Source organism: Methylopila sp. 73B (assembly GCF_000526315.1).
Classification (GTDB): Bacteria; Pseudomonadota; Alphaproteobacteria; order Rhizobiales; family Methylopilaceae; genus Methylopila.
This window is the reverse complement of sequence record NZ_JAFV01000001.1, coordinates 3,691,832-3,706,164: the sequence shown is the minus strand read 5'-3', so window position 1 is coordinate 3,706,164 and position 14,333 is coordinate 3,691,832. Positions and strand designations below refer to the sequence as shown.

At 66.5% G+C, this 14,333-nt stretch carries 10 protein-coding genes and 1 pseudogene; 2 read left to right on the top strand and 9 right to left on the bottom strand.

The annotated features are described in order from the left end of the window. The first annotated feature begins 36 nt into the window (after window positions 1–36). Window positions 37–1,239 (top strand): hypothetical protein, encoded by a 1,203-nt coding sequence (locus K244_RS22190; RefSeq protein WP_197027185.1) that lies wholly within the window; start codon window positions 37–39, stop codon window positions 1,237–1,239. Between the two features lie 142 nt (window positions 1,240–1,381). On the opposite strand, the gene K244_RS0117685 is transcribed toward K244_RS22190, so the two are convergent. From K244_RS0117685 to K244_RS0117650, 9 genes and pseudogenes are all read right to left on the bottom strand, one after another. Beyond that, window positions 1,382–2,872 carry a hypothetical protein gene (locus tag K244_RS0117685; protein WP_036307040.1) on the bottom strand — a complete coding sequence of 497 codons (1,491 nt, stop codon included), beginning with the start codon at window positions 2,870–2,872 and terminating at the stop codon, window positions 1,382–1,384. Between the two features lie 408 nt (window positions 2,873–3,280). Continuing rightward, window positions 3,281–3,607 (bottom strand): annotated as a pseudogene (locus tag K244_RS24250) (SOS response-associated peptidase family protein); the annotation flags it as partial. A 3-nt stretch (window positions 3,608–3,610) separates the two neighbouring features. Next, window positions 3,611–4,498 (bottom strand): hypothetical protein, encoded by an 888-nt coding sequence (locus K244_RS0117680; RefSeq protein ID WP_020187624.1) that lies wholly within the window; start codon window positions 4,496–4,498, stop codon window positions 3,611–3,613. Beyond that, window positions 4,495–7,119: a S8 family peptidase gene (locus tag K244_RS0117675; protein ID WP_081761500.1), complete on the bottom strand. Its 2,625-nt coding sequence runs from the start codon at window positions 7,117–7,119 to the stop codon at window positions 4,495–4,497. Before K244_RS0117675 ends, K244_RS0117680 begins: the two co-directional genes overlap by 4 nt. Then, window positions 7,049–8,101: an AAA family ATPase gene (locus tag K244_RS0117670; RefSeq protein ID WP_020187622.1), complete on the bottom strand. Its 1,053-nt coding sequence runs from the start codon at window positions 8,099–8,101 to the stop codon at window positions 7,049–7,051. The genes K244_RS0117675 and K244_RS0117670 overlap by 71 nt, the downstream gene beginning before the upstream one ends. A 673-nt stretch (window positions 8,102–8,774) precedes the next feature. Then, a complete protein-coding gene (locus K244_RS0117665) occupies window positions 8,775–10,772 on the bottom strand; it encodes a hypothetical protein (RefSeq protein ID WP_020678390.1) in 1,998 nt (665 codons plus the stop codon). Next, window positions 10,772–12,076 (bottom strand): hypothetical protein, encoded by a 1,305-nt coding sequence (locus tag K244_RS0117660; RefSeq protein WP_020187621.1) that lies wholly within the window; start codon window positions 12,074–12,076, stop codon window positions 10,772–10,774. The genes K244_RS0117665 and K244_RS0117660 overlap by 1 nt, the downstream gene beginning before the upstream one ends. Before the next feature lie 3 nt (window positions 12,077–12,079). Next, window positions 12,080–12,496 carry a hypothetical protein gene (locus K244_RS0117655; RefSeq protein ID WP_155931798.1) on the bottom strand — a complete coding sequence of 139 codons (417 nt, stop codon included), beginning with the start codon at window positions 12,494–12,496 and terminating at the stop codon, window positions 12,080–12,082. Window positions 12,497–12,594: 98 nt separating this feature from the next. Further along, window positions 12,595–13,119 (bottom strand): hypothetical protein, encoded by a 525-nt coding sequence (locus K244_RS0117650; RefSeq protein WP_020187619.1) that lies wholly within the window; start codon window positions 13,117–13,119, stop codon window positions 12,595–12,597. Window positions 13,120–13,592: 473 nt separating this feature from the next. Here K244_RS0117650 and K244_RS0117645 point away from each other — a divergent pair, with 473 nt between their 5' ends. After that, window positions 13,593–14,276: a recombinase family protein gene (locus tag K244_RS0117645; protein WP_020187618.1), complete on the top strand. Its 684-nt coding sequence runs from the start codon at window positions 13,593–13,595 to the stop codon at window positions 14,274–14,276. Window positions 14,277–14,333: the final 57 nt, after the last annotated feature.

Here is a 14,333-nt window from a genome sequence, read left to right as displayed (position 1 = left end):
CGACATTGATTACATGAGCGAGACGCGAGAGGAAAAATGTCCGGAAATCAGAGTACGAAAGGGGGCGCCAATTCGTCCGATCCGCTCAATGCGGTGCGGCGTCGCGTAGCCAAGAACCTCGTAGGATTTTCCGCGGATTTTCCCGAAGAGTTAGACCCATTGTCGATGCTGGGAGGGCGCCTAAAGTCCGCTGAATTCCCGGTCCCCGAACTGGTCCTCTTCCTTTTGCGCACCGTCATGGGCTGGAAGTGGCGCGGACATGGCGAAAAGGTCCGGTGGAGCGTCTACGGCAGCGTGAACGGCGAGCCGGTCGTCTTCGAGTTGCGGAAATTCGGCTTCACGATCTTGCAGGCGGGGCAAGCAAAGGTCCCAACCCAGAGGATCGTCGGGCAGCTGAAGGCCGCTTTAAAGGAGGTTGAGGCGCTTCTTGAACCCTACGCCGAGGCCCAGGTCGAGATCGGCAACGTTTCGATCGTCAACCGATTTGGAGAATTCGACGGCCGCTACCGGTTTTTCCGTGAGAAGGCGCAGAAGTCTTACGCCAAAGCGGTCAAGCCGCCGCGGCGCAAGAAGCTCAAGAAAGCTGAGGATGGCGAACTGAACCTTGGGATCGCCGACGTACTGAATCATACGTTCCGCGCCAACAGCGAAGGCTTTTTCTACTCGACTGCGATGGTGGACGCTTATTTTAGCGCGCTGGAGCACCGACTGGTATTATTAAGGGCATTCAACGGAACGCCCCTGCCGCCGGGTAGTCTGACGCAATTGCTCGCTGCAAGCTGGGATGCCAAGCTCAAGACCGTATTGAACGTGGTCGGCGATCGACAGGCCGAGTTGTTGCTCGGCAAGATGCGCCGCATCAAGGAACGGATCCGAAATCCGTTCGCACATGGTGGTGTCGAGAACGACAAGGGTTCGATTTTCTTTCATCTGCCGAACGTTGGCGCGATCCCCGCCAACTTCACCCGGTTCGGCGATAGCGTCCGTTTTTCGTTCATACCAATCGAAGCCGACGATCACACGGAGTGCTGCGCAACGTTCGACGAGCTCGACCAGCTGCTATGCGTCGGAGATCTGACAGGGCCGCACCGGCTGCTGGACGCTGGCATTGACCCTTCCTTCGACGCGAACTCGCTCGCGGAGTACGCGAAGGCCATCGCCGGCGACGATGATGAGCTGGAGCGATTTATCCGCGCTCGGAGCCACGAGTGGGAGCGCCACGTCAACATGGATTACTGACGCCAATCCAATTTTGCTCGCGTCAGAAAAAGTTGGCGGGCGCCTAGTTACAAGGGCGCAATGTTGGTGACCGAGGGTCACGCGACCCTCGGTCGAGGCGGTGCTGTGCTGAACTCCACGTCGGTGAAATCGTTCGACCAGCCTACGCCATGGCGTGGGCCGCGGCGGCGAGGTTTTGCAGAAAACTGATCGACGGCGCAAAGAAATACTCACCGCCCATTAGCCTGACGCTTGTCTTGAAGTCGAAATCCGCCTCAAGACCAGCATAGGCATCCTTCCATTTTACATCGCGAGTTCCGGGTCGGTTGTCGCGCTGTCCGATGACACCGTCGATGCCAGTCTCGTCGTTCTCGAAATTGACGTTCCCCGCCCACGCTGCCTGCGTAAACTCGAATTGCTCACTGATGTCGGACATGTAGGCCATGAAGAGCAGTCCAACTCCACCCGTGGGCCGGTCAGTCTCCCGGAAGTCAGCCCCCTCCGGTCGGTAGGCGCGCTCGCCATAAGTGATCCCGCGGCGGGCCATTATGCGTGAGCGCTCGCCCTCATCCTGACCCCGAGGATTGGTCTTACGAATATGGGACTTAAACGGACAGTGGGTCTTGTCTGGATTGTCCTCGTCGACGCCGGAATAGTTGAAGTCGTTCGGAGGCGCCGCGGCGATTTCACTGCCGCTCACGATGACGGGCGTGCCGTTCTCGAACCGGCCGACGACCAGCGCACCTGCCCGCTCCTCGTTGTCGCCGGTCAGCCCTAGCGCGGCGGCTAGCTCTTCTTCTTGGAGTTTGAACTTCAGGACGTTCTGCTCAAGCTTCCGATAGACAAAGTAACTACCGCATGAGAACTCATTCGGCTGAGCTGGGTCCTTCACTATGAACTGAGATGGCTTAAAGACCGGGCTCCAGTTCGCCTTTTCCTCCCCGTCAATGTCCTCCTTAAGGAAGAGGGGCTGACTGCGGCCGTCCACATAGCCGAAATGTTCAAGCCCCTCGCCCTTCCGACCGCCTCCTGGCTGCATCCGGCGCTGCGCCTTACCGATGTCGACGCCGAGGATCTCAACGCCGGCCGGGCCCGCCAGCGCCTCCAAGGCGGCAACGCTCGCGAGGACGCTGGCCGCATCGTCGTCGCCGACGATGACGAGTGCGTCCGGTTCCTCGCGGTCCCAGACCCCGCCCGTCTCCCAATCCGCCGTCGGTGGATCGTTGATGCCATCGAACTCGACTGGGATGTTCTTGAATGTCAGCTTTGGCAACTGGCCGCGCTGACGCATACCAGCGCGGAACGCAACGTCGTCTGGAATGTCTTCGACCGGAATGCCGAGCTTGTCATAGGCCCCGCGCGCGAGCATGACGCAGACCACTCGGCCGCCGCTCAACCCAGTCTCCCCAAACGCCTCAGCCGCGCGCAACTGATCGAGCGCCGACGTTACAGAGAATGACAGTGTTTGCAGGAATTTACGCGCCTTTTGAGGGTCGGTGGCGTCAAAACGCAGAAAGATATTAGCAGTGTGATCGCGTCCGTGCCCCTTCAGGATGTTTCCCTGAAGATCCAATAGAACAGCCGCGAGTGCGCCATCCTGACCCCAACTACGCCATTCAATAGGTTGATTGAGCAAAATCTCTAAGGCAGTCATCTGCGTTCCCCCGAACGTCGCCCTCATTGGGCGATATGTCAGCTGCGCCCCGAAAATGACGCGCAATTAAACAGCGCGCCAGCCATTTCTTGATGAATGAGTTTTTTCTGGGCTGACGGCGATTTTCTGCGGAGAATGCACGCTCACGCGCGGGGCTAAAAATCTTTCAAGTGCCAAGGGATCGTTGGTCGAATTGGAGGGCGTAATCTAGATCGTCCCCTGAAGCTCTCGAAATTGTGCAGCTACTTGGTGTATATGTACTTGCGGCCGGTCCGCCGACCGGCGGCCCTCTTCACCTTGCGCTGACCTGGGTCCCAGAGCACTAGGCGTCGTCGTTCCGCAGCAGCTCCATCTGGTAAGTCTCCGTCGCCGGCGAGACCTCGTCCAGCGCACCGTCCTGGCGTGAGCCGCGCGCAGCCAGACGTCAATTTCCTCCGCCGTCGTGAGGATCACCGGCATAGCCTTCGGATGGATCGGCGCGACGACGGCGTTCGGCTCGGTCGTGAGGAAGCCGTAGGCGTCGACGGTCACCTCGCCTTCGGCCTTCTTCCGCACGCTGGTCCAGGTCGTCCAGATGCCCGTGAACACGGCGAGCGGCCGGCTCTCGTCTCACCCGAACCAAACGACCTCCTTCTTCCCACCCGGCAGCGTGTCGTACTCGCTGAAGCTCGAGAACGGCGCGACGCAGCGGTTCACTGGCCCAAGCCAGCGGCGCCAGTGCGGTGAGGCGGTGTTCGGTCAGCGCGGATCGCCGATCGTGTATCGCGAGACGCCGAAGACCATGTAGTTCATGCCGATCGGCGGGGCGTCGCGGACCGGAACGATCTCGCCAGCATGGGTGTCCCAGGCATAGTTGGCCCAGTCCCAGCCGCCGGTCCTGGCCGCCTGGGCGACCACGAACGATCCGCACCTCAGCCTGGCCGAGGTCGGGCTTCCGTCAAAATCCAGGCCCAGCGAGAACGTGTGGACCTGCCGGTTCCAACTGCGCTTGGCGGCCATGCGGACGATGCCTTCGGCGAGCTTCGTAAACGGCTTGATGGCGGGCTGCGCGTGAGTGAGCAGCGACAGGCCCTGCTTGAACGTGTCGGTGTCAAGAACCTCGAGGATGTGGTTGTCGCGTGAGCTCGACACGTTCACCGTTCGCCCCTCGAAGCTCACGCCATTGTCCCCGACGTTCAGACCGAGGAAGATCGGCAGGCCGTTGACGCCCGCGCTCTGCCCGTCCCTGGCCCTGCAGGTGGCGGTGAAAGTCAGCGCCTCCACTTCGCCGGGGACCTGGTTCTTGCCCGAGAACTCGCACAGGATCCTGTGCTCGCCGTGACCTGGAAACTCCTCGACGAAGAAGCGGTCGAGAGTGACCTTGATGGTGGCGCCCCTCAAGGTTTCGTCTGCGGTGATCGAGGCGAGCGGCACGATCGGCAGAAGATCGCCTTGGGCGTGCTCGACGAAGCCCAGGATCGCGCTGGTGCCCATGTAAGGCTTGTCGGCGCCGAACCCGAACGCCTGGGGAGCGCCGCCCTGGGGCGTCAGCGCGTCCGCCCGGCGATCGTCGCCGATCAGGCGCAGATACTCGATGATCGCCTGCGGAGACTGGGCTCCGAGGCTGTCGTCCTCGTTGAAACTCATGGTCGCCTGGTCCTGGCTCGAACGATGGCTCGCGTGCGCAGTTCGAGTTCCTGTCGGATCTGCTGATAGATGTCGGCCCTGATCGTGTCGGCGGTCTCGAAGCTGACCGCAAGCGCGTATGGCGCGTCGACGCGGTTGAAGGCGCTTGTCTCCGCGCGGGCCTGGACGCCGATGACGAAGCTCGACCGCCGTCCAAACGGAATGGCCCGGCTTCCGTCCAGCACCGAATGGAACAGCGTGCCCTTGCCGCAATGGCGGTGATCGGGCTGAACGACGTTCGTCCGGTCGACGCCCTCCCAGAAATGGGACCGCCCCTGATGGTCGGTGACCGCGAGCCGGATGGATCGGGGCGAGGCCGCGCTGACCCGCACGGGCGAGCTCCAGGCGAGCGTCACCGTGATCCGCCTGAGCTGCGCGAGTGACGACAGCGCGTCCGGGAGCGGGACCTGATACTCGTGTCGGCGCCCGTTCCGCAGCACGTCGTCGGCGAGCATCGTGACGCGGTGGCTCGCGCCGTTGATGACGCGGTCGACGTCGGGTTCGCCATAGCCGAGGAACTGGGCGATCGCCGCGCGGCGACGGTATTTCGACGTCGCCGCGGCCGGCGGATAAAGGCCGTCGAGGTGATGGCCGATGTCGCCCCACGAGCAGCCGTGCGCAAGAAGGCACTTCAGGATCACCGCCCGCGTCGGCCGGGTGCGCCATCCGGATTCGCCTGGAATGGCCGCGATCTCGTCGAGCGCGTCGGCCAGGCGAATGGCGTCGCGCGTCGCAAGCGCGGCGGCATTGCTGGTGCCGCTCGATCGCTGCGTCCGGTCGCGCCGGCCGCCACGGAAGTCGGGGATGGCCGTTCGCTGGCCTGCGCCCTCGATCTCCTGGGAATAGATCTCGAAGGCGGTCGGCGTGACCCGCGCGCGAGCCGCCTGCCGGCCCCCCGGCATCACGAGGTCCGGCTTAATGGACCCGCTGACGCCGGCGCCGAGCCGGGATCCCAGATTGGTCATGCGCAACGATCCGAACGGATCGATCGCAGCGCCCGTAAACGCGGCGGGACCGGCGAAGTCGCTATGGACGGCGCCGATGGTCAGGCCGTTGCAGGACTGCGCCGGGCTAAGCATCGGACGGGTGGCGCGGGCGCGCTCCAGAGCCGTCAGGATCGCTTCGGTGCGGGCTCCGGGACTGGCGCGCCGGAACTCGTCGAGCGAGGAAAAGCCGTCGATGGCGACGCCGTCCTGGACGTTTCCCGCGCTGATCACGAAGAGCACGCGATATGTGTGCGACAGGTGGTCGAGCAGCCTGCTCCAGTGGCTCGCACGCTTCTCGAACGGCGAGTGCATGTCGCCGATCGAATGGTTGATGATGACCACGTCCGGTCCGACAGGATCGTCGTCGCCGAGCCCCTCCTTCAACGCGCGCACGGCCCGCTCGACCATCCCGACCGCCAGCTTGTCGGTCGGGGTGTGCTCGGGGGAGCCGTTCGCGGGAGAGGCCAGGACCGGCACGACCAGAAGGGTCCGGTCAAGCGGCGGCGCGCCGCCGTCGAGATCGCCGTGAAGGATCAGCGATGCCATCTGCGTGCCGTGCATGCGACGGGCCGGCGGGGCCTCGGACGGCGTCACGTCGACTGGATAGACGTCGATCCGGTTGCGCAGGAGGTCATGGTTTTCGACCGGGAAACCGTCGAGCAGCGCCGCGATCGCGGGCCGCGCGTCGGCCTCCGCCGGCGGGCGTCGATCCACCGCCTCGAGTGGATCGCGCTCGTTTGGCGGATGCGGCGAGAAACTCTGCGGCCTGACCGCCATGACCTCGTCGGCGCTCGCCAGAGGCCCGGCGAGCGCGATCAGCTCGAGGGCGCGCCTGACAGGCAGCTCGACAAGGGCCGCGTGATACTGGATCGGCGAAATCAGGACGCGATCGAGCACCCGGCCGCCGACGGCTTCGACCTTCTCCTCGAAGGCGTTGAGACGGGCGCGCCGCACGATGCCGTCGTCGCGAAACCACAGATCGAACTCGATGCGGACTGCGCTGTCGGGGCGCTGCTCGATCTGGGCGCTCAGGACCGTCCGGGTCCACTGGTCGATCCGGTCCTGCGCCCCCCAGGGCCTCACCGTGTCGAGAGTGGCGAAGATCTGCCACCACTTGCCGAAGCCGTAAGGCGCGGGCTGTCCTGCGGTGAAGGTCTCCCACAGATCCAGCAGCGATCGCAGCGCCTGGCGCGACGGCATCAGTGCATAGAGGCGCCGGTCAATGACTGCGGCGGGATCCGGCAGGTCTTCGTCATCTGGAAAGTCTTCGCCGTCCGGCAGCTCCTCATCGTCGAGGCCCTCCTCGAGAAGCCATGTGAACCCGAGGCGGGCGGCTTCCTTGGCGAAGTTCTGGACGCCGTAGGCGAGTTCCAGCACCAGCACCCGATCGGGAGTGACGCGGTCCGGTTCGGCGGCGATGTCGACGCCATCCTCGATCTCGTCGAGGGTGCGCCTGAGGCCTTGGAACGCGTCTCCGAACCTAGCGGCCTGCGCGGCGGGCGTGGCGCGAGGCCGGGGGCGGCGATCAGCCGTTCCCGGAATCCTCCTCGCTTCCTGCGAGCGACGCAGCTTGAGGATTGGCCTTTCGGTCGGCATTGCGATGACCCTGCGATGGCTCGAAGCGCTTCTGCCACCGCTTCAGAGTGAGGCGAATCGCGTCGGACCAACTCGCATTCTTGCCCGACAGCACAATCCTCCGTTGCACGTCGAGCGCGAACTGTTCAATCTCGGAAAAACTCTTTCCCCGGAAGTTTTTGGCCAATCCTTGGAATTCCTTGGCGCAGTCGGCGGGCGCGTCGCGGAACGCCCTTTTGAGCCAGGTTGCAAGCTGCGTCTGCGTCGGATTGGGCATGTCGAGGCGCAGCTCGAAACGTCGCCACACCGCGCGGTCGAGCAGCTCGGGATGGTTGGTCGCGCAGACCAGCAGCACATGGGGCGGAAGGCTGTCGAACTGCATCAGCAGCGAGCTGACGACGCGCTTGATCTCGCCGGTCTCGTGGATGTCGCCGCGTTCCTTCCCGATGGCGTCGAATTCGTCGAAGAAGATCACGCACGGCGTCGAGGCGACGTACTCCATCACCGCCGACAGCTTGGACGCCGTCTCGCCTAGGAAGCTGTCGACGATCGCCTCGTAGCGCACGACGTAGAAGGTCAGGCCGAGCTCGGTCGCCAGCGCCTCGGCGAGCGAGGTCTTGCCGTTCCCGGGCGGGCCGACCAGCAGCACGGAATGTCTGGGCGAAAGCGAGTTCGCGTAGAGCAGCTCGACGTTCTCGTGCTCCTGACGCAGTTCCTCGAGGTCTTCGCGGGTCTCCTTCGACAGGATCAGATCGTCGAAGCGGCGTCGCGGGACGATCTCATGCAGCAGTCCGGCGACGCTGTCGGGCAGCCGCGGCGACGACAAGGTCAAGCTGGCTGCGCCCCCGACGGCTTCGATCACGTTGGCCAGCCGTTTGGCGAAGGTGTGCTGCTGCTTCGCCTTGGCCTCTTCCGCCAGCGCCCTGACGGTCCGCTTGACCATGGAGCGGTCGCCGGACGCGCCGGCTTCGGCCAACGACAGGACGAGGTCGCCTCGACTCATGCCCGATTTCTCTTGTCAGCCTGTGGCTCTGCGAGCCGACCGCCGCGAAGTGTCGAGGCTGTTGCCATAAGAGCGTGCAACACCTTCTCAAACGAGACAAGGTCTCGTTCCGTTATTTCGCCAGAATGTTCCTTTTTGTTTCGCTTTTCCAAGGGATGCTCCTTCAGAGCGCCGCGAATGCGGACCGCCGTTTCTCCGGTCACACAACCCCTCTTACAAGCGCGATCGAGCGTCGATTTTCCGATCCCGAGCAGCCGTGAGGCACAGGAAAGCCCTCCGTTCTCACGTATGAAGCGATCGAGCTGCGTCTTGAGTTCGTAATCTGGAATGACCTTAGGCATGGGCTTTTGTTTCATCACCATCGAAACGCGTCAATCTGAAAAATACGATACTTAACGGATCAAAAAAGAACGGCTGCGTTTGCCGGCCCCGTAGAAGCGCGGGATCGTACCGGCCGGCGCGCGCCTGACGTCCTCGGTCTGCAGTCGGTCGCGCTGAAGATCTTTGAACAAGCGCGCTGATGCCCTCCATGCCGGCCGTGGCCTAGGTCACGCAGATTCGATAGGTCAGGCGGTGGGCGAAGTCGTGGGACCCGCCTCCGGCCACAGCGCCGGGTTAGGCTCGCCGTAATTGACGCTGGTCGGTTGCTGCTTGGGCTTGTGTAATAGTAGGCCTACTCTCGACCAGCCTGCGTTTGAAGCGCCTGCCGGGCGAACATCGCCGCGAGCGGGCTGGCGTCGCGCCGGGCCGCAAGTTCGCGGATGAGCTGGACGCTATCCGGCGCCGTAAACAGCTCCGCGAGCTCGCTGTGCGCCCGGTCCTGCGCGGCCTGACGCACACGGTCCCGGATCTCCGAGAACACCGACGATCCCGCACTTGCAGGCGACGCCGCGATCGCGACGGGCATCGCGACCTGATCGAGCCGTTCGTTGATCTGCCGGTTCGCGTCTGTCGGGCTACCCATCGGGCGGCGCTGGCTGGTGGCGCGGAGGACGTCCAGCAGATCGTTCGTCTGCTGCCGGGCCTCTGGCAAACCGAGCGCCTCCAGCACGGCGTCCAACGTCGCGCGCTGCTCGGGCGTCCCGGCCACGGCGTTGGCGAAGCGCCCGCCCACGCTCTGATTGTCGCCGGTCGCGATGCGGCGGCTGGCCTGATCGAACCCGTCAGCGAGGCTCTGGCGAACCAGCGATGGCGGGAGCTCGGCGTCCTGGCCGCGAAGACGGCGCACGGCGTCGGTGATCTCGTCCACCCCGCCGGCCAGCGGCTTGGTCGGCAGGATCTCGCCGTAAGCCGCCGGCGTGTCGGCCGCGGTCGCGATGCGGCCGAGCGGCCCCTGCTCTAGCGGCTCGAGGTTTTGACGGCGCGCCTGCGACTGCATCGTGAGGGCATCGTCGTAGGCCTGCACGCCGCCGCGCGCCGGGGCGCGCGCGATGTCCCGCGCCTCGGTGGCGCCGCTGCTGTACGCGGCGGACTTGAGGCCTGAGAAACCAGGGTTCGCGGAGTTCGCCAGCGCGACACCGCGGTCGCGCATGTCCTTCGTGACCGCGTCGATGACGGCGATCGAGTTGTCGGGCTGGCCTTCGAACTGCGGCCCGAGCACCTCGTCGGCGCGCAGCCGCCTGAGCGACGCCGCGAACGCCGGGTCGCGGGCGATCGGTTCGAAGTCCGCCGGGTCGAGCGCGTGCGCCTCGGCCGCGGCGTAGGCCGGCCGCGTCGCCGTGTTGATGCCGCGGCGGACGTCGTCGAGCGCGACCTCGGCCGCCTGCGCGGCGCGGGGCCCGAGGGTGGACGGCGCGGCCGGCGCCGGCGCGATGGCGTCGAGCACCTGGCGCGTCGCCGCGTCGACCTGCTGCGGCCGCTGCGAGAAGAAGCGCGACGTCGTCGTGCCGCCCGCCAGCGAGCCCTCCACCGTTCGCTGCACGTCCGCGAGCTTCGACCCGCCGCGGGTCGCCTCGCCAATCGCCTCGGGCCCGCTGAGCGGCACGCCGACGCGGCGCGCGGTCTCCGCGAGGCGCTGAGCCTCGTCGAACTGGCCTGGATCAACGGCGCGGGCGGCGCGGGCCGCGACGGAGGTCGGCGCGCCGGCCACCGCGCGGGCGCCGGCGACGGCGAGGTTCCCGCCGAGCGCGCCGGCGGCGCGGGCGAACGGCTCGGCGGCGGTGCCTTCCGTAACTTGGCCGGCGGTCTCAGAAGCGACGGCGGGGATCAGCACGTCACCGACGATGCGCGCGCCAAGCCGCCCTGAGCCAAGCGCTGCCGAGGGCGCAAATTCGCCGATCGTCCGGGCGTACTCGCCGGCCGTCGTCTCGGGTTTGTGGAAGGGGCCGGTGACAGCCTCAACGGGCCTCTTAAGGTCTGCCGTCGTCTTCGGGTGTAGGAGCGCCAACGGCCCGCCGCGAACGGCGTCGATCGCTTCGCGCTGCTGCGGCGACGGGTCGGCGCCCGCGAGCTTCTCAAGGCCCCATGCCAGGCCGCGGCCCGCAAGCGTGTTCACGTCGCCGATCGATCCGCCGAACGACAGGACGCCGTCCGCGACGCCGGCCGCCGCGGACTTCGCGACGTCGCCGGGCAGGCTGGACGGCCGCGGAGAAGCGCCCGCGTCGGGGAACGCGTCGAACGGATCCGCAGACGGGGAAGCGTCGGGGAAGCGATCCCATGCGTCGGCGGCCATCACGGGCGGACCTTCAGACGCCCGTCGGGCGTGACGAACTTCGTGCCGGGCGGTAGCGCGAACGCCTCTTCGGGCGTCCTCACGCGGACGGCGTCAGAGGGAATGGCCGGCGGCGCCGGAGGTGACGGAGCGGCCGGCGGCCGCGGTTCCTGGCCGCCCTGCGCGGGCGCGCCGGGAAACGTCGGCGCGGCTTGCCTGCCGCCGCCTCGGTAGGCGTTCGACCGCTCGAAAGGCGGCAGCACGTCGTCGCGTCGGACGCCGGCACGGTCGGCGATCCCGCCATAACGGTCGAGATCGGCTCCCAGGACGTCTTCGTACGACCGCATGCGTGAATGCGCCTCCGCGAGCAAGGCGGCTCGCGTCTCAGGCTGAAGGGCCGCGCCGCCGTTCAGGCGGTTCGCGGCGCCGACGACCCAATCCGGCAGCGACGCAGTGTTCTGGACCAGCACCATCTCGCCTTCGCGCACGACGGACGTCGGGTCCATGATCTTGCCCAGGCCATACACCAGATTGAGGTCCGAGGCCTTCGAGTTCGTCCCTGCTGTGTCCACCATCGATCGGTAGATCGGGGCCGCCTGCGCGTAGTTTTTGTACGAAGGCAGCTGCGCGATCTCGCCGCGAAGCCCCTTGGCCTGTTCGCCGATTTTCGTCATGTCCGCCGCCGGCTGGGCGCCGGTGCGCACCGCCGCGCCGGGCGACATGAAAGTCGCACGCCCGTCTGGGCCCATCGCCTGGACAGGGGTCTCCGCGCCGAGAACCGCGTCCGCCTGCTGCTGAAGCGAGAGCGCGCGCAGGATCTGCGCCTTGGCTTCCGTTTCGGACATGGGCTTCAGCGCGCCCAAGCGCTCCGCGATCCCGCCGCCACCGAAGCCGAGCGCTTCCAGAAAGCGGTCGGGTACGGCCGGCGCCACCTGGCCGGCGTCGAGCGGACCGTAGAGGTTCGTTACCGTGGCACGCTGATTGTCCAGTCGGTTGTTCGTGATCGACGTGCGGGCGCCGACGTCCGTCGCATAGCGTGAACTGCCCGCAGTCAGATCTTGGCCGCGGCGCGCGGTCGCGGCATCGGTGTCCACGTTGTAGGTGAAGCCCTGCGGCGTCTGCCCGTAGCCTTGAACGCCCGTCAGCGCGGCACGCTCGGACGGCGTCCTACCAGCGGCGTGGAGCTCGGCTAGGCGCTCGGCTTCCTCCTTTTTCGCCTTCGCCATAGCGTAGGCCGCCTGTTCGGTCGGGCTCGGAGGCGCGAAGAGGCCGGCCACGCTGCGGATATGCTGGCCGATCGTCGGGTCGTACTGCCGGATTGCCATGCCTCAGCCCTCGTCGTCGGCGGTGGCGAACGCCGCGGCGTTGCTGAGCGCTCGCAGCCGGTCGCCTCGGCGCTCGAGCCGTGCGGCGCGGTGGAAGGCATCGAGAACGTCGGCGACCTGCGCCGCCTCGTCGAGCACGTCTGGTAGCAGGTCGATTTGCTCCGCAGTGCGAAGTGCCTCGGGGCGGCCGAACATACGCAGGGTCCCGCGGAGGCGGTCGAGCTTGACCGCGAACGCCGCCGGCGCGGCTGCGACGTCCGGCGCGACGGCGACCAGCATCGGCCGCGCTTTCGCGAACGCGGCAGCGGCGAAGTCGGCTTCTTCAGGTGTCGGGTGAACGCCGGTCGCATGAAGCTGGAGCGCGCAGCGGATCCCGAGCGCGGCGTCCGCGAGGCAGCGCTCGGCCCCCACGCCCGCCAAGAGAAGCCATGCCTCGACGCCCGCCCATGAAAGGTGCTCGTGGCCCGGGCCATCGCTGGGAAGGCCCGCCTCCGCGAGCGAGTGGTCGTGTTTGTTGCTCAATCGAACCCCTTCCCGGCAAACCGATGCGCTTCGAGGTCCACCACGACGCCGGCGGCGATCGCCGCGCTGCGCCGGGCGGCCGCTATCTCACCGAGGCAGTCGTCCGCGGCTGCGGCTTCCGCGTGGTGCCAAAATCGTTTGGCCTGGAGGTCGATCTCGACCGACTTGGCGGCCTCGCCCGCGCCGGCCCACCGGAACATGACGACGAGCAGCGCGAGCATGTCGGCGCCCCACGTCTCCGGCGCGTCCGGCCACACCTCCGCGCGGGGGTAGAGCTCCCACCAGGCCGCGCGGAGGTCGTTGAGTTCGGTCTCGCTGACCACCTCGTCGGCCGGCCGCTGGTGCAGGCTCGACAGCGCAAGGCCGAGCGGCCAACCCGCGGTCCGGAAGGTCTGTTCGCCCGCCGCCTGGCGGAGGCGGCCGGCCACGAAGGAAACCCGGTCGTCGCGGTCCCGGCGTCGGCGGTGCTCGTCGGGATCGTACGGTGCGTGTGCGTCGTCGTGGGCGGGGTCGCTGCTCATCCGGTGAGGATCGAGCCCCCGTGGTGGACGGATCAACCGGGGTAAAACGCCGATTTTCGTCCACTTCGGCGATTTATTCCGGCGAATGTCTTTTAACATCAAACGCTTATAGGGCGCGCCGCCGCGGCCGGACTGCCTGATGCGGGTGGTGCTCTTTGAGCGGTCTTTGCGGGTTTTTCGCTAGAAGCTCTTGGAGTTGCGGGTGATGCTCTAAGGCGGCCGGCTCGTGCGCTGCGGACCCGGTTCGGACGGGATGTCCAAAAGTTCGGTGCGGGCGAATTTTTGTGTCGGCGCCGGCCGCCGCTGCGGCGGACGCGGTCGGACTATACCCCGGGGGTCGACCTGGATGCGGGTGCGGGCCGCCAGCCCTCGACCCACCGGGCTGCGCGGCGGCACGCGGGATAGGGCGCTTGACGCTCGGACGACCTAGCCGTTACAAATCAGTCAACGCTCGTTGAGAGGTTTGTAACGTCATGGCCGAAGGCGCTTTCATCGCCTATTTCCGCGTCTCGACGGCCAAGCAGGGGGCGTCTGGCCTCGGGCTCGAAGCTCAACGAGCTGCCGTCCACCGCTACCTGAACGGCGGAGGCTGGCGGATCGTCGGCGAGTTTACCGAGGTCGAGAGCGGCAAGCGCGCGGACCGGCCTCAGTTGGCTCAGGCGCTGGCCGCCGCTCGCCTCCACCGCGCGACCCTGGTCGTCGCGAAGCTGGATCGCCTGAGCCGGAACGCGGCGTTCCTGCTCACGCTCCGGGACAGCGGCGTGAAATTCGTCGCCGCGGACATGCCGGATGCGAACAGCATGACCGTCGGCATCCTCGCCGTTGTCGCGCAGGAAGAACGCGAGGCGATCTCAAGGCGCACGAAAGAGGCGTTGGCGGCCGCAAAGGCGCGTGGGCAGATACTCGGCGGCGACCGCGGCCGGCCTCCCACTGACGAGCACCGCTTGGCCGCCGCGAAAGCCAAGGCCGAGGCCGCCAAGCGCCGCGCGGCCGACCTGGCGCCGATCATCGCGGACCTGAGGGCAAACGGAGCGACGAGCTTGGGCGCCGTCGCGAGGGAGCTGACCGCGCGCGGGATCCCGACCGCCACCGGCTGCGGCTCATGGTCCGCTGTGCAGGTTCAGCGCGTCGTGGCGGCGACGGCCAGCGTCAGTTGACGGCGATCAGGAACGCCCCTGAAAGGCCGAAGCCGCCGCGAAAATAAATATCCTATC

Bases quoted from the DNA above. Each gene is read 5' to 3' on its own strand.
- K244_RS22190 (WP_197027185.1), top strand. From the start codon at position 37: ATGTCCGGAAATCAGAGTACGAAAGGGGGCGCCAATTCGTCCGATCCG.
- K244_RS0117685 (WP_036307040.1), bottom strand. From the start codon at position 2,872: ATGACTGCCTTAGAGATTTTGCTCAATCAACCTATTGAATGGCGTAGT.
- K244_RS0117680 (WP_020187624.1), bottom strand. From the start codon at position 4,498: ATGAGTTTCAACGAGGACGACAGCCTCGGAGCCCAGTCTCCGCAGGCG.
- K244_RS0117675 (WP_081761500.1), bottom strand. From the start codon at position 7,119: ATGCCGACCGAAAGGCCAATCCTCAAGCTGCGTCGCTCGCAGGAAGCG.
- K244_RS0117670 (WP_020187622.1), bottom strand. From the start codon at position 8,101: ATGAGTCGAGGCGACCTCGTCCTGTCGTTGGCCGAAGCCGGCGCGTCC.
- K244_RS0117665 (WP_020678390.1), bottom strand. From the start codon at position 10,772: ATGGCCGCCGACGCATGGGATCGCTTCCCCGACGCTTCCCCGTCTGCG.
- K244_RS0117660 (WP_020187621.1), bottom strand. From the start codon at position 12,076: ATGGCAATCCGGCAGTACGACCCGACGATCGGCCAGCATATCCGCAGC.
- K244_RS0117650 (WP_020187619.1), bottom strand. From the start codon at position 13,119: ATGAGCAGCGACCCCGCCCACGACGACGCACACGCACCGTACGATCCC.
- K244_RS0117645 (WP_020187618.1), top strand. From the start codon at position 13,593: ATGGCCGAAGGCGCTTTCATCGCCTATTTCCGCGTCTCGACGGCCAAG.